Here is a 20,794-nt window from a genome sequence, read left to right as displayed (position 1 = left end):
CGCGGCGCTAGGCGCGGAGCGCGCGCTCCGTGACCTAGCGCCGCATTCCCGCTATCGACGGCAGGAGCGACCTCCCCGATGAGCCAGCTCGAGCTGCTGCGCATACGCCGCTTCGCCGGCCTCTTCTGGACGCAGCTGCTCGGCGCGTTCAACGACAACCTGCTCAAGAACGCGCTCGCGGTCCTGATCACCTACCGCGCGATGACGGTGCTCGGGATTCCGCCCGAGACGCTCGTCGCCCTGTGCAGCGGGATCTTCATCCTGCCCTTCTTCCTGTTCTCGGCGGTCGCCGGCGAGCTCGCCGATCGCTTCCCGAAGCACCGCATCGTGCGCGCCGTCAAGGTGGCCGAGATCGGGATCATGTGCGTCGCGCTGGCCGGGTTCTGGACGCAGGACCTCTGGCTGCTGCTCGCGGCGCTGTTCCTGATGGGCACGCACTCGAGCTTCTTCGGCCCCGTCAAGTACAGCATCCTGCCGCAGCTGCTGCGCGAGGACGAGCTGGTCGGCGGCAACGCGCTCGTCGAGATGGGGACCTTCCTCGCGATCCTGCTCGGCACGATCGGCGGCACGGTCGCGGTCTCGCAGGGCGATGTCGGCCTGCACGTGCTCGGCGGGGTGATGCTCGCGACGTCGCTCGTGGGGGTGTGCACGAGCTGGCTCGTGCCGGCCCTGGCGGCACAGAATCCGACGCTGCGCATCTCGAAGCGCCCGCTTCGGCCGACGCTCGAGATGATCCGCCACACGCGCCGCATTCGCTCGGTGTTCCTCGCCGTGCTCGGCGCGTCGTGGTTCTGGCTCTACGGCTCGGTCGTCCTGTCGATGCTGCCGACCTACACCCGCAACGCGCTGCACGGCGCCGAGCCCGTCACGACACTCTTCCTCGCCTCGTTCTGCGTCGGCATCGGCGTCGGCTCGCTGCTCTGCGAGCGGCTCTCGAGCGGCAAGCTCGAGCTCGGGCTGGTGCCGCTCGGCTCGCTCGGCATGACGCTGTTCGCGCTCGACCTGTTCCTGGTCGGCGCGCCGGCGACGGCGCCGGAGAAGCTGCTCTCGGTCTCCGAGTTCCTCGCGCGCCCGGGCGGCGTCCGGATCACGCTCGACCTGCTGCTGATGGCGCTGTTCAGCGGCTTCTTCATCGTGCCGCTGATGACCTTCGTCCAGGAGCGCACCGACGCCGCGGAGCGCTCGCGCGTCATCGCGGGTCTCAACATCGTGAGCGCCGGCTTCATGGTGGCCGGGGCGGGGCTGCTCGGTGCGCTGTACGGGCTCGAGCTGTCGCACCCGCAGATCTTTCTCGTGCTCGCCGTGCTCAACGCGGCGGCGTCGTTCTACGTCTACCGCACGCTGCCGGAGTTCTTCTTCCGCTTCGTCGCCTGGATCGTCGCGAGCGTCATGTACCGGCTCCGGGTGGTCGGCCGCGAGCACATCCCCGAACGGGGTCCCGCGGTGCTGGTCTGCAACCACGTGAGCTTCGTCGACTGGCTCATCGTCGCGAGCGCGTGCAAGCGGCCGATCCGCTTCGTCATGTACCACGGCTTCTTCCGCAACCCGCTGCTCGGCTGGTTCTTCCGCGACGCGAAGGCGATCCCGATCGCGCCGGCGCACGAGAGCGTGTCGACGATGCGGGCGGCGTTCGACGCGGTCGCGCGCGAGCTCGAGGCCGGCGAGCTCGTGTGCATCTTCCCCGAGGGCAAGATCACGTCGGACGGCGAGATGAATCCCTTCAAGCCGGGGATCGAGAAGATCGTCGCGCGCACGCCGGTGCCGGTGATCCCGATGGCGCTGGTCGGGATGTGGGGCAGCTTCTTCAGCCGCAAGGGCGGCAAGGCGATGCGGCGGCCGTTCCGCCGCTTCTGGTCGCGCATCACGCTCGTGATCGGAGAGCCGGTCGCGCCGCAGGACGTACGCGCGAGCAATCTCGCCGTGCGCGTCGCGGCGCTCGGCGGCTTCACGCCGCCGCCGGCGCAGGCGACGGAAGCGGCCGGCGGACGCTCCGCCGCACTTTAGGTTGACGTCGGCTTCCGCTTGATCCCGGCGCCAGCTTCGGCGACCGGCGCCGGTGCGACCTCACGCCCGGCGCAGGTCGAGCTCGAGCCGCGGCCGGCGGGGTCCCTCCGGTCGTGCAGCACGGACGAGGTACCGCGCCACGTCAGAGGACCTGGCTGCGCACCAGCAGGTAGCCAGCGAGGACCGCGCCGGTCGCCGTCAAGAGCCACGCGAACCACACCGGCCAGCTCGTCGCGTAGGGACGCGGCACCGCGTCGTCCGGCAACGCGCGCGCGAAGCGCGCGAACTGCACGACGCCCACCGCGATCGCGAGCGAGCCCAGGACGACGAACGCCACGCCGAGCGCCGTCGAGGTGGCGGGCGGGTCGTTGACGACGCCCTCGCGCGCGGCGATGCGCAGGAACACGCCGAAGCGCGCGATCACGAAGCCGAGCCCGATGACCGTCAACCCGGTACGGATCCATGCGAGCAGCGTGCGCTCGGCCGCGAAGTAGACGCGCGGGTCGTTGGCGTCGGTCGTGCTGCCAGACGGGCTCATCGGCGGCGGCACTTTCCTCCGGCGCGTCGTCCGGTTCAAGCCGCGGCGGCATCGCGAGGACGACGAGCGTGAGACGGGCGACACTCGGCAGCGCCCGCGCCGCGTGCGACCGCGAGGCGTCGCGCGGCGACGCAAGCTCGGCGGCAGCGCAGCGTCGGCGGCACCCGCTCGCGGCGTCAACGGCGACCCGCCACCGCGCGCGCGACCCGCTCCGCGGCGTCGGGACGCGTGCGCCCACTCGCAAGCCAGCCGAGGAAGAGGACGCCGAAGACGAGGTCGGCGACGCCGAGGAGCGGCGCGCGCGACGGCAAGGCGCCCGCGAGCCAGAAGCCCGCGAGCAGCAGGAAGAAGGCGCACTTGCCGACGCCCGCGACGAGCAGGAACGTCCGGTCGGCGCGACCGGTGACGCCGCTCCACAGGTAGCCGAGGCCGAACAGCAGCACGAACAGCCCGGAGAGCACGAGGTAGAACGGCTCGCCGCCCGGCGGAAAGCCGAGGCGCACGCGCAGCGATTCTCCCGCGGGCAGGAAGGCCGGCGCCGCCGCGACGTTCATCACCGCGGTCGCGAGCAGCGCGACACGCAGCCAGGTCGGCAGCTCCTTCATCGTGCCGTCTCCCGCGCGCGGACGCCGTCCTCGAACGCCGCGCGCCCTCGCCGGCGCGCACGCACGCCCCGCGAACGCGCCGCGTCGCTCACCGCGCCGGCGCCGGAAAGCCGTCCAGGATGACGACGTTGCTCTTCGTGCCGCGGTGACGGTGCTGCGCGATCTCCTGATACTCCGGCGACTGCGCCCAGCGCTCGGCGTCCTCGCGGCTCGGGAAGCGCAGCAGCGCCGTGCGATCCCACGGCCACTCGCCCTCGACCGGCTGCGGCGCATCGGCGACCGCGAGCACCTCGCCGTTGAACTTGCGGAACACGTCCATGAAGCCGCGCACGTAGGTGTCGTAGGCCGCGCGGTCGTGAATGGTCATGTTATTGACGATGTAGACCGGCATCTCGCTTCCCTCCTGCCGCGTGCAGCGAGCTCATGACGCCACATCGCGCGCGCTGTGGGAACGAGCGTCCTGCGACGAAGGGGCGGCGGCGCGGCAGCGGATTTGCTGCCGACGTGCGCATGCTCCCGCGCGTCGGCAGCCGCAACCAGGAGGTCGCACGATGAAGCAACGCATCGGTCCATTCTGGGACGCCGTCGCGGGACGTGCGCCGCTGCCGCCGGCGGCCGCGACGCTCGGGCTCGAGGTGCTCGACGTCGATCCCGAGCGCGGCACGATCGAGCTCGCGTTCGCGGCGCCGCACGCGTTCACCACACCGTTCGGTGACGTGCTCGGCGGGTTCCTCGCGGCGATGCTCTACGACACCGTCGGCCCGGCGTTGCTCGCGACGCTCGAGCCCGAGCAGTTCAGACGATCGAGCTCAAGACGAGCTTCCGGCGCCAGGCGGCGCCGGGCCGGCTGGTCGGTCGGGGACGCATCGTGCACCGCGACGGCGATCTGGTCTTTCTCGAGGCGACGCTGAGCGACGCGAACGATGCGATCGTCGCGACCGCGAGCGCCACGCTCCTGGTCGTCGCGGTCGATCGCGTCGCTGCTTGACGCTACGGAATCAGCCGCCGTCGCGCGCGCGACGTCAGCGCTCGCACTTGCAGCCGGGCAGCGGACGGGTCGCGATGTAGGTGACGTGGTTGGTGTACTGCACGAGGCCCTTGCGCCACGACACGAGACGCAGCAGGCAGCGCGACGGGTTGCGCTCGTCGTCGAAGAAGAACGCGTAGTCCGTCCCCGACGGCGACGACACGATGAACGGGCGTGGGCCGAGCTCGTTCTCGGTGAGGTACTCCGTCGCGGTGTCGGCGAGCTCCTCCGCGACCTCGACCTTCTCGTCCTGACCGACCAGGATCAGCGCGAAGGCGTCGCGCAGGCTCTCCTGGCACTTCGGCGCCGCGGGGTTGGCGACGCGCGCGATCGTCGGGCCGCAGCCCGCCGCGAGCAGCGCGACGAGCACGAGCGCGACGTGCGCGAGATGCAAACTCAGACGTGACACGGAGCGCCGCCGCGCGGCGCGAGCACGAGCGCGCACGATCAGACGACCTGCCGCTCCTTCAGCGCGGCGACGCGCTCCCACGACCAGCCGAGCTCCTCGACCAGCACCTGCTCGGTGTGCTGGCCGAACTCCGGCGCCGGCCCCTGGATGCGCGGCGGCGTCTCCGACAGCCCGATCGGCAGGTTCAGCATCTCGACCATGCCGTGCGCCGGATGCTGCACGGCGGCGATCATGCCGTTGGCGCGCACCTGCGGATCGTCGGGCAGGTCGCTCACGCTGTTCACCTGCGTGAAGATGAAGTCGCCGCCTTCACGGAAGGCGCGCATCCACTCGTCGCGCGTGCGCGTCGCGAACACCTCGTCGAAGATGCCGATCAGCTCGCCGGCGTGCATGCCGCGGCCGATCATGGTCGCGAAGCGCTCGTCGTCGGCGAGCTCGGGACGGCCGAGCACGCGCACGAAGTCCTTCCACCAGCGATCCGCCTGGGCCATCGCGAAGGCGATCCACTTGTCGTCCTTGCAGCGGTAGTGGTTCCACAGCGGGTTGAACGCGTAGCGACGCGAGAAGCGCGGCATCTCGCCGCCCAGCATGAGACGCGACGACATCGACAGCCCCTGCAGCCAGGTCATCGCGCCGAGCAGCGACACGTCGACCTCCTGGCCGATGCCGAAGCGCTCGCGTGCGAGCAGCGCAGTGACGATGCCGAACGCGAGCATCGTGCCCGCCATCTGATCGGCGATCGCGCCCTGGATCGCGAGCGGCGGCGAGCCCGGCTCGCCGACCGCGTTCATGATCCCGGAGCGCGCGAGCCCGAGGTAGTCCATGCACGGACGCTCGGCGTCCGGCCCCTTGCGGCCGAAGCCGCTGCCGTTCGCGTAGATCAGGCGCGGGTTGAGCTCGCGCAGCGTCGCGTAGTCGAGGCCAGCGCGCTCGGCGGCGCCGGGGCGGAAGTTCTGCACGAAGACGTCGGCGCGCTTCGCGAGCTCGTGCACGATCTCGCGGCCCTCGGGCTGCTTGAGATCGACCGCGATGCTGCGCTTTCCGCGGTTGTTGGCCTCGAAGTAGAAGTTCGGGCTGCTCGAGAGGTCGAGCCCCGACGCGCGCAGGACGCCGCGCCCCGGGTCGCCGCTCGTGCGCTCCTCGATCTTGATGACGTCCGCGCCGAGGTCGGAGAGCATCATCGCGGAGATCGGCCCCTGCTGCCAGATCGTCCAGTCGAGGACGCGGATCCCTTCGAGAGGTAACGGCATGGCGCAACCCTCCGCCCGTCGTCCTCCCACTTTCCCGCGGGGCTAGACAAGCGGCCCGACCCGGGGCTCTACTGCCGAGCCATGGACACGATCAACACCGTCACCGGCAACTGCCGACCCGACGAGCTCGGCCGCACGCTCGTCCACGAGCACCTGCTGGTCGGCTATCCGGGCTGGCAGATGGACGCGCTCGCGCCGCGCTTCGAGCGCAACGAGGCGAAGAAGCGCGCGATCGAGGCCATGCACCGCCTGCAGGAGTTCGGCGTCAAGACGTTCATCGATCCGTGCCCCATGGACCTCGGGCGCGACCCGGAGTTCATGGCGGAGGTCGCGCAGGCGTCGGGCATGCGCATCATCTGCACGACCGGCGCGTACTTCGAGGAGCAAGGTCTGACCTACACCTTCGCCAACCTGCCGCTCGACGACATCGCGGCGATCTACGAGAAGGAGATCACCGAGGGCATCGGCGACACCGGCATCAAGGCGGGGCTCATCAAGATCGCGACCGGCAACCACCACGTCTCGGAGTACGAGCGCAAGCTGCTCGTCGCGGCGGCGCGCGCCGCGAAGCGCTGCAACGTGCCGCTGATCTCGCACACGCAGGAAGGCTCGTGCGGCCTCGACCAGATCGAGATCGTGACCGGTGAGGGCGTGCCGCCGCATCGTCTGCTGGTCGGGCACTCGGACGGCATCGACGATCCGGACTACCACCGCGCGATCGTGCGCGCCGGCTCCTACATCGGCTTCGACCGCCTCGGAATCACGATCATCTTGCCCGACGAGGTGCGCGTCAAGAATATCGCGAGCCTGGTGCGCGACGGCTTCGGCAAGCAGGTCTGCCTGTCGCACGACACGATCTGCGCGTCGTGGCTCGGCCGGCCGATCATCGGTCCCGGGCAGGTGCTCGATCCGGCGCTGATCCCGACCATGCTGCCGAACTGGACGCCGACCCACCTCTTCGAGCGCATCATCCCGATGCTGCTCGACGCCGGAGTCGAGGAGAGCGCGATCTGGACGATGCTCGACGAGAACCCGACGCGCTGGTTCCGCGGCACGCCGCCGGCGTGAGGGTCCGTGCTCTGCGTGGTCAGCGGCACCGCGTGCAGCGAGCTGCCCGGCTCGCCCTGCTGCTGACCGCGCTCGTCGTCCTGGTCTCGACGCTCCCGTCGCCAGGCGCGGACGACGCGCTCGGCGCCGCGGAAGAGACGGCGGCGGCGCGCGTCGCGCCGCGGCCGAGCGCCGGCTGCGCGCGTCGCGAGATCACGCACGGTCGGCGCATCGAGCAGACCATCGAGGTCGACGGCCTCGAGCGCAGCTACGTCCTCGACGTCCCCGACTCGATCCGCGCCGGCGAGCCGGTCCCGCTGCTGTTCGACTTCCACGGCATCGGCCACAGCGGCGCTGGCGTGTGGAACGTCTCGGGCTTCAAGGACCTCGCCGAAAAGGAGCGCTTCATCACCGTCTACCCGGACGGCGACCAGGTGTCCTTCACGCGCGACGGGCGGACGTTCTCGGGGCGCGGCTGGGAGATCCGCACGCTCGCGCCGAACCGCGACGTCGCCTTCACGCTCGCGATGCTCGACCGCCTCGAGCAGGACTACTGCATCGACCGCGCGCGCGTCTTCGCGACCGGCTTCTCGAACGGCGGCTTCTTCAGCCACGTCCTCGCCTGCACGCACGCCGACCGCTTCGCCGCGGTGGCGCCCGTGAGCGGCGGCTGGCTGTCGTGGCGCTGCGCGCCGTCGCGTCCGGTGCCGGTGCTGATCCACCACGGACGGCGCGACGAGATCATCGACGTCGCCGAGGCGCGTCGCGCGTTCGCGGCCTGGCAGACGATCGACGGCTGCTCTGGATCGGCCGCTCCGGACGACCCCGCAACCTCGCCGGCCGAGGACGGAACCAGCTCCGCGAACGGCACCACGTGCCAGCGCGCCGAGCGCTGCCGCGCGAACGTCACCGTCGAGTACTGCGAGGGCGACTTCGCGCACCGCTGGCCGGCGCCGGCGACCGAGCGGATCTGGCGCTTCCTCGCCGCGCACCCGCTGCCGGCGGCGGAAGCCACGACGCCCGGCGCCGCGCAGAACTAGCGCGACAAAGAACCAGCGTAGAATCAGCTTGACGGCCCGGAGCCCCGCGATCACGGGGCTCCGGGCGACCGCTCGCTGGCGATCAGCGAAGATCTCGAGGGGATCGCGAGCGGTGATCAGTGCCTGGGACCGCGCGGTCCGTGATGACGGCCCTCGTGCGCGTCGAGCTCGGAGAGCGTCACGCCGCCGCTGCCGTCGGCGTCGAGCTTGGCGAAGCGCTTCTGCTCGATGCGCTGCTTCAGCAGCTCGTGGAAGGTCGCGAACTCGCTCTGGTCGAGCGCGCCGTCGCCGTTCGCATCCGCCTCGGCGAACACCTCGTTGCGGACCTTCTCGCGCTCGGCGGGATCACCATGACCGCGGCCGCCCGGGAAGGCGAGCGCCGCCGCCGGCAGCGCGAGCAACACACCAGCAACGGTGAGGTTACGAAGCTTCTTCATCATCGACTCCTTTTTCGTCTCCGTCGTGCAACTCCCGACGATTCTCGGGACACTCGTTGTACGAACGAGCCGAGGAATTCCGTCGCGAAAGATTCACGCGGCGCCGTCGCGGCGCGCAGCGCCGACGCAGGCATGCGCCCGCGGTTCCTGCTGCAGCGCGAATGTGCGAACTTCACACGGGCAGCGCGAGGAGGACGACGTGGCGACGATCCGGATCGAGAATGAGCACCTGCGGCTCGAGGTCGCGCCCGACTCGGGCGCGAGCGTGGTCGGGCTCGAGGCGCGCGTCGGCGATCTCTGGGTGCCGGTGCTGCGCGAGACGCCGCCGCAGGCGGTCGAGGAGCGCAACACCTCGCTGATGGCCTGCTTCCTCCTCGCGCCGTGGTCGAACCGCATCGCGGACGCGCGCTTCGTCTTCCGCGGCGTCAATCATCAATTGCGGCCGAACACGCCGGAGGGCTACGCGATCCACGGCGACGTGCGCAAGCGTCCGTGGCGCACGGAAGCCGTCTCGCCTGCGGAGGCGTCGTTCATCTTCGATTCACGCGACTTCCCCGATGCGCGCGCCGGCGGGACGGCGGCCGAGCCGGTGAACTTCCCCTTCCCGTTCGCGTGCCGGCTCGTCTACGCGCTCGAGGACAGCACGCTCGTCGTCAGCGCGACGCTCTCCTCGCACGCGCGCGAGCCGATGCCGGCGGGGCTCGGCTTCCACCCGTACTACCGGCGCACGCTGCTCGACGACACGGAGCAGGTCGAGATCGAGGCGCGCGTCGCGCGCGTCTACGAGGAGCTCGTGCCGACGCGACCCGCCGTGCCGGTGCCGCCCGAGCTCGACTTCTCGCGCAAGCGTCCGCTCGGCGACCGCGACCTCGACGTCTGCTTCGCCGGCTGGGACGGTCGAGCGACCATCAGCTGGCCCCGCAGCGGCGTCCGCGCGAGCGTCCGGTGCGAGCCGCCGCTCGACCACCTGATCCTCTTCGCGCCGCCGGGCAAGCCGTTCTTCGCGCTCGAGCCGGTCAGCCACTCGAACAACGGCTTCAACCTCGCGGCGCTCGGCGACCCGGACTCGGGCGTGCGCGTCCTCGGGCCGGGCGACCAGCTGCGCGCCGTCTTTCGCTTGACGATCGAGAGCTGAGCGCGCCGACGCTCCTGCCCTCCGGTCCGGTGGAGGCCAAGGCGCCCCGTCGGAACGCGCGCGACGCACGACGGCCCCGGAGCCCACGAGGGTCACCGGAGCGCGTCGTCCTCGTCGCAGCGACCGGGGACCGACTCTACGGCGCGCTACTCCGCACGGGACACGTGACCCGCGTCCCGCGGGAGATCGGCAGCGGTGCGGCGAGGCCGATCAGCACGAGCACGCCCCATACGATCATCGCGAGCCCGCCGGCGAGGTAGACCAGCATGTAGAAGTGGAACATGAACGGGCTGTCGTCGCGCGACGGTCGGTACGGGCGGAAGCCCTTCGACCCGGCTCGGATCCAGCCCTTTCGATGTCCGTCGTAGGCGAGCGCGAGCAGAACGAAGCCGATCACGATCTGCAGGAGCGCGGTCAGGTTCGTCGTGAGCGGCGTCGTCAAGCGCTTCCTCCGATCCACGGCCGCGTCCTCAAGCGCCGCTCCAGAGCCGCGCCACCAACGACCCGATCGCGCCCGCGAGGGACGAGCTCGCGTAGGGGGAGAACTCGTGACTCCGTGTGGGCACGGCTCGCGTGTTCATCGGCGGCTGCTCGGCAGGCTGCTCCGATCCGCTGGCGTCGCTCGCGCGGCAGACGCTCCTAGTACTGCTGCGCGCCGGTGAGGATCATCGGCGCGGCCGGCGGCGCCTGCTCCGCCACCTGCGGCTCTCGCTCCGCCGCCTGCGGCTCGTCCTTCGCGGCCGACGCCGATGGCTCGTCGACCTCGCGGTAGTCGGCGAGCGCCAGCCTCAGGTTGCCGGGGTTGGTCGCGTAGAGCAGCGCGGTCTCGAGCGTGATGACGCCCTGCCGCACCAGCTTCTCGAGCTCGCCGTCGAAGTGCTGCATGCCGTCGATGGCGCCGTCGCGCATCGCGTCGAGCAAGGACTTGCCGTGCGCACCATCCTCGCCGCGCGCCAGGTACTCGCGCGTGCGCATCGTCGACTTCAGGATCTCGACGATCGCGATGCGACCGCCGCCCTTCTTCGGGATCAGGCGCTGCGAGACGAAGCACTTGAAGGAGGCTGCGAGCCGCTGGCGCACGGCCTGCTGATCCCCCGACTCGAACGTGCCGATGATGCGCTCCACGGTCTTCGACGCGTCGATCGTGTGCAGCGTCGAGAGCACGAGATGCCCCGTCTCGGCGGCGGTCAGCGCGATCTCGATCGTCTCGCGGTCGCGCATCTCGCCGACCAGGATGACCTTCGGCGCTTGACGGAGCGCCGCGCGCAGGGCGGCCGCGAACGTCGGCGTGTCGCTGTGCAGCTCGCGCTGGTTGACGGTCCCCTTCTTGTGCGGGTGCACGAACTCGATCGGATCCTCGATCGTCAGGATGTGCTCGGCGCGCGTCGAGTTGATGAGGTCGATGATCGCGGCGAGCGTCGACGACTTGCCCGACCCCGTCGGACCCGTGACCAGCACGATGCCGGTCTTGTAGGTCGCGATCTCGGCGAGCGACTGCGGCAGACCGAGCTCCTCGAGCGTCGGGATCTTGCTCGCGATGACGCGCATCACGATCGCATGCGTTCCGCGTTGCTTGAACACGTTGACGCGGAAGCGCGAGCCGTCCGGCAGCGAGTACGAGAGATCGCACGAGCCCTGCTCCTCGAGCGCGCGCGCCGCAGTGTCGTTGCCGCTGATCAAGTCGTTCGCGATGCGCGCGGTGTGCTCGGGCTGCAGGATCGGCAGCTCGGGAATCGCCACCGGCTCGAGGTGGCCGTGCTTCTCGACCTGCGGCGGCCGTCCGGGCGCGAAGAGCAGGTCGCTGACGCCCTTGCCGGCGTCGAGCATCGCCTGGATCAGCTTCGGGGTCGTGATCGCGCCGGCGATCGTCGGCGCCGCGAGGTGGTTCGTTCCGTTCGAGGTTTCGGACGCAAGGAAGGCTTCGCTCACCGTCATCGAGAGTTCACCGATCGTTCTGCAATGGAGGATGGAATGTCCGGCGAGGCGCCGGCAGCTTGGGTTCCGCGGACCATCGGCGGAACGTGGTGATCTCTAGAGTCGGCGGCGGCGTGAGAGCGTACGTGCGCAGGTCGAGCGCCGGGGCTCGCGTCCCGAGGCGTCGTCTTGCTACCCCTTCTCCGCCCGATGCGCTCCCGACCGATCTCCTCGCGCCGCCGCTCTCGTTTGCGCCGCGGTGCGCTTCCGCTCCTCGCCCTCGCCAGCGTGACCGCCGTCGCGTGCACCCGTCCGCCCGACGAGCCGCGCGTCCACAGCGAGCGGATCGGCTCGATCGGCTCCGGCTATCGGCGCAACAGCCTGGTCGTGTCCCGCGACCACCGCCGCTTCGCCTGGGTGAAGCAGGTCGGCGACGCCTGCTGGGTGGTCGTCGACGGCCGCAAGGGCCCGCGCTTCGCGCGCTGCACGAACCCGCTGTTCTCCCCGGACGGTGAGACCGTCGCCTACTGGGCGACGGAGACGGTCGAGGATCCGCCGCGCGCGCACCTGGTGATCAACGGCGAGCCGCAGCCGGCCGTCGTTTCGGACCAGGGCGCGATCGCATTCTCGCGCACCGGCGGCGGCTGGGCGTCGATCGCGCCCGTGCGCGTCGAGCCGAAGCCGGCGCAGGACGCGTCGGCGGGCGACGAGAGCGCGAAGCCGCAGGACGACGACGCGAAGCCGCAGAGCGACGACGCCGCCACGCAGCAGAACGACGCCGCCGCCACCAGCCGGCGGCTGGTCGTGGAGTCCTCGCTCGGCAACCTCGGCGAGTATCGCGACACCTCGAATCCGGCCGTGAGCCCGGACGGCAAGCACGTCGCGTTCGTCGCGCTCGACGACGACGGGCAGCAGGTGCTGATCGTCGACGGCAAGCAGGTGCGCGCCTTCGGCATGCCGCAGACGTCGTTCCTGCCGGCGATCAAGCAGACCAAGAGCGGCCCCGGCCTCGAGCCCGAGGCCACCGTGCGCTACCTGCCCGACGGCTCGCTCGTCGGCGTCGCGCTCGGCGAGAACGGCTGGACGGTGTTCCACGGCGAGCGCACGCTCGCCGAGTACGCGGGCCTGCGTCTACCGCCGAAGGCTGGCTTCGAGGTCACGCAGTCGGAGCTGCGCTCGGCCCCGGCGATCCTCGCGGGCTCGCTGGTGGTCGCCGAGGAGGCGCCGGTCGCGTGCTGGTGGGAGCGTCTCGAAGGCGAGGCCGACCGCTGGCGGGTCGTGTGCAACGGCGCGCCGATCGACGCGCAGGTGTGCGACGCGCCGTCGTCGGAGCACCCGATCCAGGTCGCGCCCGACGGCAAGTCCGCGATGTACGTCTGCACGCGCGCGGTCGACGCGCCGCCCGACGCGGACCCGTCCGAGACGCGCGAGCTCTGGGTCGTGCTGCCGGATCGCCAGATCGGCCCGCACCGCTTCGTCTGGGCGCTCGAGCGCCTGCCCGACGGCAGCCACTTCGCGTACGCCGCCGCCGACTCGCTCACCGACCCCTGGTACTACGTCGTCGACGGCAAGCGCGTCGACGGGCCGTGGCAGCACGTCTTCCCGCCGAAGATCTCGCCCGACGGCTCGATCGTGGTGTGGGGCGCGAGCCAGGATCCGGACGGCAAGCGGGTCGACCTGGTGCGCAACGGTCGGGTCCTGACGCGCGCGCAGGTCGTGATGTCGCCGCCGCGGTTCGGTCCCGACGGCAGCGTGCAATGGGTCGTCCGGCGCGGCAACAGCCTGCGCCGCGTCATCTTTGATTGACGACGCGTTCGACGGCGCGATCGGCGGACGCCGCGCGCCGGCGCGAACGCACGGCGGCGAGCTACGCGTCGCTCAGCTCGCGAAGCTCCGCGTGTACGGCAGTCGCGCCGCGGTCTCGCGCACGAGCGGCAGCGCATCGACCAGGATGCGGGTCGCGTCCCAGGTGCCCTTCAGGAGCTGCGTGCGCGCGCCCTCGGGAATCGTCACCGGGTAGCTGACGCCGCGGTAGGTCACGGTGCGCGCCTCGACGTCGACCACCATGTCGTGCGCCGGATCCTCCTCGACCGCCTGCATGAGCTTCGCGACGTCCGCCTCGCTCGCGGTGACGCACGGAATGCCCATCGCGACGCAGTTGCCGAAGAAGATGTCGGCGAACGACTCGCCGACCAGCGCCTTGATGCCCCAGCGGTAGAGCGCCTGCGGCGCGTGCTCGCGCGACGAGCCGCAGCCGAAGTTCTTGTTCACCACCGCGACGCGCGGACCCTTCGCCTGGTAGCGCGGGTCGTTCATCGGGTGCGGCAGCTCCTTGCCGTCCGGCCCGAAGCGCACGTCGCGGAAGGCGAGCTCGCCGAGACCATCGAACGTGATCGCGGTCATGAAGCGCGCCGGGATGATGCGGTCGGTGTCGATGTCGTTGCCGGGCAGCGGGATCGGACGTCCGGCGACCCGCGGCACGGGGATCAGCGCCGACTGCTGCTTGTCGCCCGTGCTCATCACGCCTCCCTCCCCTGCTCCTGCGCGGACGCGCCCGCGAGCAGCTCGCGAACGTCGGTCACCACGCCGGTGATCGCCGCCGCCGCGACCATCGCCGGGCTCATCAGCAGCGTGCGTCCCGACGGGCTGCCCTGGCGGCCCTTGAAGTTGCGGTTGCTCGACGACGCGCAGACCTGACGCCCGACGAGCTTGTCCGGGTTCATCGCGAGGCACATCGAGCAGCCCGGCAGACGCCACTCGAAGCCCGCCTGCTGGAAGATCTCGTGCAGACCCTCGGCCTCGGCCGCGCGCGCGACCTCCTGCGAGCCCGGCACGACCAGCGCCTTGACGCCCGGCTTGACGCGCCCGAGCTTCGCGACCCGCGCCGCCTCGCGCAGATCCGAGAGGCGTCCGTTGGTGCACGAGCCGATGAAGGCGACGTCGATCTTGGTGCCGGCGACGCGGTCGCCCTTCGACCAGCCCATGTACTCGTAGGCGTCCTCGATGGTCGAGCGCTCGTCGGGCGAGAACTCCTCGGCCGACGGGATCGGCTCGCCGACGCCGATCGCCTGACCGGGGTTGATGCCCCAGGTGACCGTCGGCGAGATCTCCTCGCCCGGAATGGTGACGACGTCGTCGTAGGACGCGTCCGCATCCGACGCCATCGACAGCCACCACTTCGTCGCGCGCTCGAACGCCTCGCCCTTGGGCGCGAACTCGCGACCGCGCAGGTACTCGATCGTGGTCTGGTCGGGGTTGACGTAGCCGAGACGCGCGCCGCCCTCGATCGACATGTTGCAGACCGTCATGCGCTCTTCCATCGTCATCGCCTCGAACACCGGCCCCGCGTACTCGTAGGCGTAGCCGACGCCGCCCTTGACGCCGAGACGACGGATGATGTGCAGGATCACGTCCTTGGCGTAGACGCCGGGCGCCAGCTTGCCCGTGACGACGATGCGCCGCACCTTCGGGCGCTGGATCGCGAGGCACTGGCTCGCGAGCACGTCACGCACCTGGCTCGTGCCGATGCCGAACGCGACCGCACCGAAGGCGCCGTGCGTGCTGGTGTGGCTGTCGCCGCACGCGATCGTCATGCCGGGCTGGGTGAGCCCGAGCTCGGGGCCGATGACGTGCACGATGCCCTGATGACCGGTCTCCGGGCTGAAGAACCGGATGCCGAACTCGCGGCAGTTGCGCTCGATCGCGCTCATCATCTCCTCGGCCTGCCCGTCCTTGAGCGGCCGCGCCTGCGAGTCGGTCGGGATGATGTGGTCGACGGTCGCGAACGTCCGGTCGGGGAACGGCACCGTCAGGCCGGCCTCGCGGATCATCGAGAACGCCTGGGGGCTCGTCACCTCGTGCACCAGGTGAAGCCCGATGAAGAGCTGGGTCTGGCCCGATTCGAGCTCGCGGACCGTGTGCAGGTCCCAGACCTTGTCGAGCAGGTTCTTGCCCATGGGGTCTGGGTAATCGTCGCCGGGAGGGCGCGCAAAAGCGCGTCCCGCGGGCGGGAGGGTCGGCGCTTCCACGACGGTCGAAGGCCCCGCCGCGCCTCCCGTTGAACGTCGTTCAGGCGAATTGAACGCGTCTCTTGCGAGCCCGTGACGGGTTGCGGGCGAAGGAGGAAATCGACGTGAAGACGCTTCGTGTAGCCATCGCCCTCGCGCTCGTCCTGACGGCCAGCAGCGCGCTCGCCAACCAGGCCAAGTTCCAGGGACTGATCCGCAAGTACGCGGTCGACCTCGACAGCGTGCCGACGCTCGGCGCGTCGCTGCAGAAGGCGAAGACGCCGTGCCTGTGCTTCGAGCCGTCCTTTCTGCGCAACCGCTACGGCTACCTGATCTCGCAGTTCGACCCCTCGGACAAGCGCATCGCCGCGGGCTGCTACGTGCCCACCTTCGACGACGGCGGCGCGCTCTCCACGGTCTACACCTGCACCAGCTACACCCCGCTCGGGAAGTGAGGAGGTCGCCGGTGCGCGTGCCGCCGTGCAGGTGCACGGCGGCGCGCGTCACGGCCTCGCTGGTCCGCGCCGACGCCGAGGATCCGCGCCGCACCGACGCCCGGACGCGGCTACGCGGCGCGCGTCACTGCGCGACGCTGAGGCTGCGCGCGCGCGCGAACTGCGCGTCGGCCTCCTCGGTCTTGCCGAGCCTGCGCTGGACGACGCCGAGCGCGGCGTACACCGACGCGCTCTCCTTCACCGCGAGCGACTGCTTGTAGACCTTCTCCGCTTCCTCGAGCTGGCCCGCCCGCGCGAGCGCGTCCGCGAGGTTGTTGTAGGCGAAGGTGTAGTTCGGATCGAGCTCGATCGCCTTGCGGAACTCGGCGAACGCCTCGTCCATGCGGTTCTGGCGCGCGAGCACGTAGCCGAGGCCGTTGTGGGTCTCGGCGGTGTCGCGGCCTTCGAGCGCCTTGCGGTAGTGCGTCTCGGCCTCGGCGAGCTTGTTCGCCATGACGTACGCGGCGGCGAGGTTGAAGTGCGCCGATGCGCAGTTCGGGTCGAGCTCGAGCGCCTTGCGGTAGGCCGCGAACGCTTCCCGCGGCCGGTTCATGCGCGCCATCGTGAAGCCGTAGTCGCTGTAGATCTCCGCACGCGGCTCGATCTCGAGCGACGCCTTGAAGTGGTTCGCCGCCTCCTCGAGCCGGCCGAGCTCGACCAGCGCGAGCGCGAGGTTGTTGTGCGCCTTCGCGTGACGCGGGTTGGACTCGAGCGCGCGCTCGTACTCGACGACCGCTTCCTCCGTGCGTCCCGACTGGAAGAGCGTCCAGCCGAGCGCGTTGTGCAGCTCGGGGTCGTCCGGCGCGAGCTCGAGACCACGGCGGAAGGCGCGCTCCGCACCGGCGTGGTCGCCCGTGCGCTCGTTCGCGGTGCCGGCGCGCAGGAAGGAGTACGGATCGAGGAACTGCTCGCGGATCTGCGCGATCGCGTCCCCGGGCAGCTTGACGAACTCGGGGATGTTGGCGGCGCGGTCGGGTGACGTGAAGCGCTCGAGCAGCACCGGCGGGCTGTCGTTCCCGTTCTCGTCGATGTGCGTCAAGAACAGCTGCGTGTACGGCCCGTTGACCTTCGACGAGAACACGAGCCAGCGGCTGTTCGACGACCAGCTGTGCCACGAGTTCATGCGCGGCGTGTTGTGCTTGAGACGCCGCGCCTCGCCGCCCTTCGCCGGCACGATCCAGAGCTCGCTGTCGGGCTGCAGCAGCATGTAGCTCTTCGACTTGGTGAAGACGATCCACTTCCCGTCCGGCGAGTACTTCGGGAAGTAGTTGCTCATCCCGTTGTTCGATGCGCCCTCGAGCGGCACCGGCGTGCCGCCCTTCCCGCCGTTGAACGGGATGCGGTACAGGTCGTACTGGAACGGCTTGCGCTCGACGGTGAACTCGGGCACGTCCTTGGCGTCGAGCAGCGCCGCGTTCTGCTGCTCGAGGCGCTCCATCTTGTGCGCCTTCGCGCGCGCGAAGACGATCTCCTTGCCGTCCGGGCTCCACGCGGCGTTGGTCTGCACGTACTGCGGATCGTCGGCGCCCGGCAGCGGCGCGAACTGCTTGGTCTCGCGGTCGTAGTAGACGAGGATGCCTTTGATCGGGAAGAAGAGCTGCGAGATCATCAGGTCCGGCATCGCGACGAACACCGAGCGGTCCTTGACGGTGCTGATCACGTAGCGTCCGGTCGGTGAGACGCGCGACAGCAGACCGAAGGTGAGCTCGCCGTCCTCGCGCTTGTAGTCGGACCAGGTGATGATCTTGTCGTCGCTCATCACCATCTCGCGCGCGACCGGCAGGATGCCGTAGCCGCCCTTGTCGTTGCCGTAGTCGACGTCGAGCCCGAGCACGCTGCCGTCGTCGGCGAACGAGTGGCAGTTGCCGCAAACCGGCAGGTCCTTGAGGACGATCGGCGGCCCGTCCTCCATGTCGATCGTGCCGAAGCGCCAGCGGATCTGCGCTGGGTCCTGCACCGCCTTGAGGAACGGCAGCGGCACCTCGCGGTAGAAGAGCGCGTCGCCGACCGGATCCTTCGAGGTGCGGATGCGCACGCGCGCGGTCGGCGGCGTGCTCGCGTCGGGCACCGGGCCGGTGCGCGTCACCGTCACCTCGGCGTCGCGCTCGAGGCTGCGCTTCTTGATCTCGCGCCAGGCGTCCTCCGCGGGGCGCCAGCGCGGCTCGTTGCTCGTGCCGCGCAAGATCTCGGCGCCGGAGTCGTCGCGCACGACGATCTCCCACTGCGCGGCGTCGCCCGCCTCGTCCTGCCAGGTGAAGGTCGGCGCGACGATCTCGGGCGGAAACAGCGTGCCCTCGGCCGGGTAGGTGATGCGCAGCGGGGAGCCGTCGGCGGCGGGCGCCGCCGGTGCGGACGATTCGGGAGCGGACGCTTCGGAGGCGGGTGCCGCGGCGACGACGGGCGCCGCAGCGGCGAGCAGCAGCGTCGCGACGGTCGCGACGACGGTCCAAACGTGTTCCTTCGACTTCACGATGAATTGCTTTCCGCTGCGGCCTCGGCGTGCGGCAGCAGCGCCAGGGCCTCGGTCTCGCACAGCAGCTCGGGTCGGCAGAGCGGCGCCTCGACCACGGCGCACGGAAACGCGCCGAAGCCGCGCCGGCGGTAGACCTCGTGCAGCGTCGCGGCGTCGCTCGCCTGCCGCAGGTAGGTCACCGCGGACACGATGCGGTGGAAGCCCGCGCCCTGACGCTCGAGCAGCGAGGCGATGTTGTCGAGCATGCGCTCGGCCTGCGCCGCGAAGTCGCCGACGTGCAGCGTCTCGCCGGCGGCGCCGATGCTCGCCGTGCCCGAGACGTAGAGCGCGACCTTGTTCGCGTCGACGACCCGCAGCCCGCGCGAGAAGTCGGCGCCGTAGCTCCAGGCCTCGTTGAGCAGCGGCGTCGTCATGTCGGTGACGGGCAACGAGCGCGGCATGCGCAGGGCATGGAAGCTCAAACCGCAGGCGTGCGCAGCCGTGGCCGGCAGGCCGCCGACGCCCGTGCTCGCCGGGCGCAGCCCGATGCCGCGGCTCGCGAAGAAATCGCGCCGCGCCGCGTTCAGCGCGTCGTAGTCGCGGTCGATGTCGCGCAGGTGGATCCAGGTCCGCACGACGTCGTGGAAGCTCATGCCGCACGCCTCGAGCAGGCGCTCGGCGGCGACGAACATGGTGGAGGCCTGCGCGTAGACGTCGTCGCCGACGCCGTAGACCGGCGTCGCGTGGAGCGCGCGCTGCTCACCGAGCGAGACCACGCGCGCGGCCGAGCGCGCGCAGCCCGCGCACGGGCACGACGGCGCGAGCTCGACGTCCCGCGTCGACCAGTCGTCCGGATCGCGCGGCACCACCGCGACCGCGGCGAGCGCGAGCGCCGCGCCGTCGACCGGCGGCTGGCCGACGAGCGCCGGCGGCGGCGCCTGGTCGCCTGCGGCGAGGTCGGCGAGCACCTGCTTGCGCGTCGCCAGCACGGCGCGCAGCTCCTCGCCGACGTCGCGCAAGAAGACCGTCTCCGCCGCGACGTGCGCGAACGTGGCGCCGTTCGCCGCGAGCCTCTCGGCGAGCGCGCGGTAGGCCGACTCGACCTGTGCGGCGACGTCGCGAGCCTCGCCGTCCGGGCGGCAGAGGATGGCGATCTCGTCCGCCTGCGGCCCGGTGAACCTCCGTAGGCAGCCTGTCGCCGGCACGGCTTCGCGACTCAGACGACGCTTCGCGTGCCGGGCCGCGTGCGGCCCGGCTTCGTCAGCAGGCGGGCAGCTCCGGCGCTAGGAAGGTCCGGTCCGCGGTGTTGCCGCTCGCGCAGTTGTCGTTGCCGCCGATCCCGAGGATGTCGCCGGCGAGCGCCTCGAACGGACCCGGCGGCGGCGCGGCGCCGTTGCCGGTGACGACGTTGTCGATGATGCGGTTCTTGTCCGGCGACGTGTCCGAGTAGAACGGCGGATTGTTCTCGCAGCTGTTCGCGGTGCCGTCGACGGCGATGCAGTAGTCGATCATCGCGATCCCGAAGAAGTTGTTGTTGCGGATCGTGTTGTCGCGAATCTCGACGTCGTCGACGCCGAGCACCAGCACGCCGCCGCCCGACGGCAGCTCGCCGACGAGACCACCGGACACCGGGTTCGGCAGGTTGTTGTTCTCGATGACGTTGTTGATCAGCTTCCAGTTGTGGAACGGCTGATCCTGCGGCCAGTCCTGCGGCGGCAGACCGGCGCCCGACGGATGGTAGAGGCCCACGCCGACGACGTTGTCGTGGATGTAGTTGCCCTCCATGTGGATGTCGTTCGACACCGTGACCTCGAGGCCGGTCGGGCTGTTGTAGACCTCGTTCTCGATCACCCGGACGTTCTCCGCCGCCTCGACCCACAGCGCCGCGTCGAGCGAGCCGTAGGCGACGTTCTTGCGGACCTCGCCGTTCGCCGACAGCGTCGGCCAGATGCCGTTCTCGAGGTTGTTGATCGACTCGTTGTTCTCGATCACGAAGTTCGAGACGTAGCGCAGCCAGATCCCGTTGTTCGGGAAGCCCTCGACGGTGAAGCCCTTGATCTCGACGCCGTCGACGTTCGGATCGCCCGGATTCTCCGGCTCGACCAGGATGCCGTGGCGCTGGTTGCCGCTCGGCAGGATGCGCACCCGCTCGTTCGGCGGGTTGCTCTGCGCGATCAGCTTGAGCGGCTTGGTGATGCGCACCGCGGCGCGGCCGTCGTGCTGCTCGATGTAGTCGCCCGGCAGGACGACGATCGTGTCGCCCGGCGCGGCCGCGTCGACCGCCGCCTGGATCGACTCGCCCGGGCGGACGGTGGTCGTGTCACCCGAGCCACCGCCGTCGCTGCTGTCGCTGCAGCCAGCGGCAAGGACGAGGACGGCACCGATGCTGAGAAGAAGGGTTGCTCGCATGAAGGCTCTCTCTTCGGGCTTCGTGG

General features: G+C 70.6%; 20 protein-coding genes. 7 read left to right on the top strand and 13 right to left on the bottom strand.

What is annotated here, in order from left to right; translation table 11 throughout:
* Window positions 1-78: 78 nt before the first annotated feature.
* Window positions 79-2,004, top strand: a complete 1,926-nt coding sequence (locus tag VIS07_03555; protein HEY8514572.1) for an MFS transporter — start codon at window positions 79-81, stop codon at window positions 2,002-2,004.
* A 142-nt stretch (window positions 2,005-2,146) separates the two neighbouring features.
* On the opposite strand, the gene VIS07_03550 is transcribed toward VIS07_03555, so the two are convergent.
* The 3 genes from VIS07_03550 to VIS07_03540 form a co-directional block, all read right to left on the bottom strand.
* Window positions 2,147-2,542 (bottom strand): DUF202 domain-containing protein, encoded by a 396-nt coding sequence (locus VIS07_03550; GenBank protein HEY8514571.1) that lies wholly within the window; start codon window positions 2,540-2,542, stop codon window positions 2,147-2,149.
* Between the two features lie 176 nt (window positions 2,543-2,718).
* A complete protein-coding gene (locus tag VIS07_03545; protein ID HEY8514570.1) occupies window positions 2,719-3,147 on the bottom strand; it encodes a hypothetical protein in 429 nt (142 codons plus the stop codon).
* An 88-nt stretch (window positions 3,148-3,235) separates the two neighbouring features.
* Window positions 3,236-3,538 (bottom strand): DUF1330 domain-containing protein, encoded by a 303-nt coding sequence (locus tag VIS07_03540; GenBank protein HEY8514569.1) that lies wholly within the window; start codon window positions 3,536-3,538, stop codon window positions 3,236-3,238.
* A gap of 411 nt (window positions 3,539-3,949) precedes the next feature.
* On the opposite strand from VIS07_03540, the gene VIS07_03535 reads away from it, so the two are divergent.
* On the top strand, window positions 3,950-4,135 hold the full coding sequence (locus VIS07_03535; protein HEY8514568.1) for a hypothetical protein: 186 nt from the start codon (window positions 3,950-3,952) through the stop codon (window positions 4,133-4,135).
* Window positions 4,136-4,169: 34 nt separating this feature from the next.
* Here VIS07_03535 and VIS07_03530 read toward each other — a convergent pair whose 3' ends face one another.
* Both VIS07_03530 and VIS07_03525 read right to left on the bottom strand, forming a co-directional pair.
* Window positions 4,170-4,568 (bottom strand): hypothetical protein, encoded by a 399-nt coding sequence (locus VIS07_03530; GenBank protein HEY8514567.1) that lies wholly within the window; start codon window positions 4,566-4,568, stop codon window positions 4,170-4,172.
* Between the two features lie 53 nt (window positions 4,569-4,621).
* Window positions 4,622-5,833, bottom strand: coding sequence for a CoA transferase (locus tag VIS07_03525; GenBank protein ID HEY8514566.1), 1,212 nt, complete (start codon window positions 5,831-5,833; stop codon window positions 4,622-4,624).
* A gap of 81 nt (window positions 5,834-5,914) precedes the next feature.
* On the opposite strand from VIS07_03525, the gene VIS07_03520 reads away from it, so the two are divergent.
* Both VIS07_03520 and VIS07_03515 read left to right on the top strand, forming a co-directional pair.
* Window positions 5,915-6,901: a phosphotriesterase-related protein gene (locus VIS07_03520; GenBank protein ID HEY8514565.1), complete on the top strand. Its 987-nt coding sequence runs from the start codon at window positions 5,915-5,917 to the stop codon at window positions 6,899-6,901.
* A gap of 32 nt (window positions 6,902-6,933) precedes the next feature.
* Entirely contained in the window at window positions 6,934-7,920 is a 987-nt protein-coding gene (locus tag VIS07_03515) for a PHB depolymerase family esterase (protein HEY8514564.1), read from the top strand.
* A gap of 116 nt (window positions 7,921-8,036) precedes the next feature.
* Here the strand turns inward: VIS07_03515 and VIS07_03510 are convergent, their stop codons facing one another.
* Window positions 8,037-8,357, bottom strand: coding sequence for a hypothetical protein (locus VIS07_03510; protein HEY8514563.1), 321 nt, complete (start codon window positions 8,355-8,357; stop codon window positions 8,037-8,039).
* Window positions 8,358-8,556: 199 nt separating this feature from the next.
* Between VIS07_03510 and VIS07_03505 the strand changes: the two genes are divergently transcribed.
* A complete protein-coding gene (locus tag VIS07_03505) occupies window positions 8,557-9,492 on the top strand; it encodes an aldose 1-epimerase (protein HEY8514562.1) in 936 nt (311 codons plus the stop codon).
* A gap of 136 nt (window positions 9,493-9,628) precedes the next feature.
* Here the strand turns inward: VIS07_03505 and VIS07_03500 are convergent, their stop codons facing one another.
* Window positions 9,629-9,952 (bottom strand): hypothetical protein, encoded by a 324-nt coding sequence (locus tag VIS07_03500; protein HEY8514561.1) that lies wholly within the window; start codon window positions 9,950-9,952, stop codon window positions 9,629-9,631.
* Window positions 9,953-10,131: 179 nt separating this feature from the next.
* Window positions 10,132-11,421 (bottom strand): PilT/PilU family type 4a pilus ATPase, encoded by a 1,290-nt coding sequence (locus VIS07_03495; protein HEY8514560.1) that lies wholly within the window; start codon window positions 11,419-11,421, stop codon window positions 10,132-10,134.
* A 273-nt stretch (window positions 11,422-11,694) separates the two neighbouring features.
* On the opposite strand from VIS07_03495, the gene VIS07_03490 reads away from it, so the two are divergent.
* Window positions 11,695-13,212 (top strand): hypothetical protein, encoded by a 1,518-nt coding sequence (locus tag VIS07_03490; GenBank protein ID HEY8514559.1) that lies wholly within the window; start codon window positions 11,695-11,697, stop codon window positions 13,210-13,212.
* A 72-nt stretch (window positions 13,213-13,284) separates the two neighbouring features.
* On the opposite strand, the gene leuD is transcribed toward VIS07_03490, so the two are convergent.
* Both leuD and leuC read right to left on the bottom strand, forming a co-directional pair.
* Window positions 13,285-13,926 (bottom strand): 3-isopropylmalate dehydratase small subunit, encoded by a 642-nt coding sequence (gene leuD / locus VIS07_03485; GenBank protein HEY8514558.1) that lies wholly within the window; start codon window positions 13,924-13,926, stop codon window positions 13,285-13,287.
* Window positions 13,926-15,362 (bottom strand): 3-isopropylmalate dehydratase large subunit, encoded by a 1,437-nt coding sequence (leuC, locus tag VIS07_03480; protein ID HEY8514557.1) that lies wholly within the window; start codon window positions 15,360-15,362, stop codon window positions 13,926-13,928. Before leuC ends, leuD begins: the two co-directional genes overlap by 1 nt.
* A gap of 176 nt (window positions 15,363-15,538) precedes the next feature.
* Here leuC and VIS07_03475 point away from each other — a divergent pair, with 176 nt between their 5' ends.
* A complete protein-coding gene (locus VIS07_03475) occupies window positions 15,539-15,868 on the top strand; it encodes a hypothetical protein (protein ID HEY8514556.1) in 330 nt (109 codons plus the stop codon).
* 124 nt (window positions 15,869-15,992) lie between these two features.
* Here VIS07_03475 and VIS07_03470 read toward each other — a convergent pair whose 3' ends face one another.
* The 3 genes from VIS07_03470 to VIS07_03460 are packed head-to-tail and all read right to left on the bottom strand — an operon-like array spanning window position 15,993 to window position 20,768.
* Window positions 15,993-18,377 (bottom strand): tetratricopeptide repeat protein, encoded by a 2,385-nt coding sequence (locus VIS07_03470; GenBank protein HEY8514555.1) that lies wholly within the window; start codon window positions 18,375-18,377, stop codon window positions 15,993-15,995.
* Window positions 18,374-19,564: a RidA family protein gene (locus VIS07_03465; GenBank protein HEY8514554.1), complete on the bottom strand. Its 1,191-nt coding sequence runs from the start codon at window positions 19,562-19,564 to the stop codon at window positions 18,374-18,376. The genes VIS07_03470 and VIS07_03465 overlap by 4 nt, the downstream gene beginning before the upstream one ends.
* A 55-nt stretch (window positions 19,565-19,619) precedes the next feature.
* A complete protein-coding gene (locus VIS07_03460; GenBank protein HEY8514553.1) occupies window positions 19,620-20,768 on the bottom strand; it encodes a right-handed parallel beta-helix repeat-containing protein in 1,149 nt (382 codons plus the stop codon).
* Window positions 20,769-20,794: the final 26 nt, after the last annotated feature.

This window comes from Candidatus Binatia bacterium (genome assembly GCA_036563615.1).
GTDB lineage: Bacteria > Desulfobacterota > Binatia > UBA12015 > UBA12015 > DATCMB01.
The sequence above is the reverse complement of the archived record's forward strand: the minus strand, read 5'-3'. Positions and strand labels throughout refer to the sequence as shown.

Bases quoted from the DNA above. Each gene is read 5' to 3' on its own strand.
- leuD (HEY8514558.1), bottom strand. From the start codon at position 13,926: ATGAGCACGGGCGACAAGCAGCAGTCGGCGCTGATCCCCGTGCCGCGG.
- VIS07_03520 (HEY8514565.1), top strand. From the start codon at position 5,915: ATGGACACGATCAACACCGTCACCGGCAACTGCCGACCCGACGAGCTC.
- VIS07_03555 (HEY8514572.1), top strand. From the start codon at position 79: ATGAGCCAGCTCGAGCTGCTGCGCATACGCCGCTTCGCCGGCCTCTTC.
- VIS07_03540 (HEY8514569.1), bottom strand. From the start codon at position 3,538: ATGCCGGTCTACATCGTCAATAACATGACCATTCACGACCGCGCGGCC.
- leuC (HEY8514557.1), bottom strand. From the start codon at position 15,362: ATGGGCAAGAACCTGCTCGACAAGGTCTGGGACCTGCACACGGTCCGC.
- VIS07_03510 (HEY8514563.1), bottom strand. From the start codon at position 8,357: ATGAAGAAGCTTCGTAACCTCACCGTTGCTGGTGTGTTGCTCGCGCTG.
- VIS07_03545 (HEY8514570.1), bottom strand. From the start codon at position 3,147: ATGAAGGAGCTGCCGACCTGGCTGCGTGTCGCGCTGCTCGCGACCGCG.
- VIS07_03460 (HEY8514553.1), bottom strand. From the start codon at position 20,768: ATGCGAGCAACCCTTCTTCTCAGCATCGGTGCCGTCCTCGTCCTTGCC.
- VIS07_03550 (HEY8514571.1), bottom strand. From the start codon at position 2,542: ATGAGCCCGTCTGGCAGCACGACCGACGCCAACGACCCGCGCGTCTAC.
- VIS07_03525 (HEY8514566.1), bottom strand. From the start codon at position 5,833: ATGCCGTTACCTCTCGAAGGGATCCGCGTCCTCGACTGGACGATCTGG.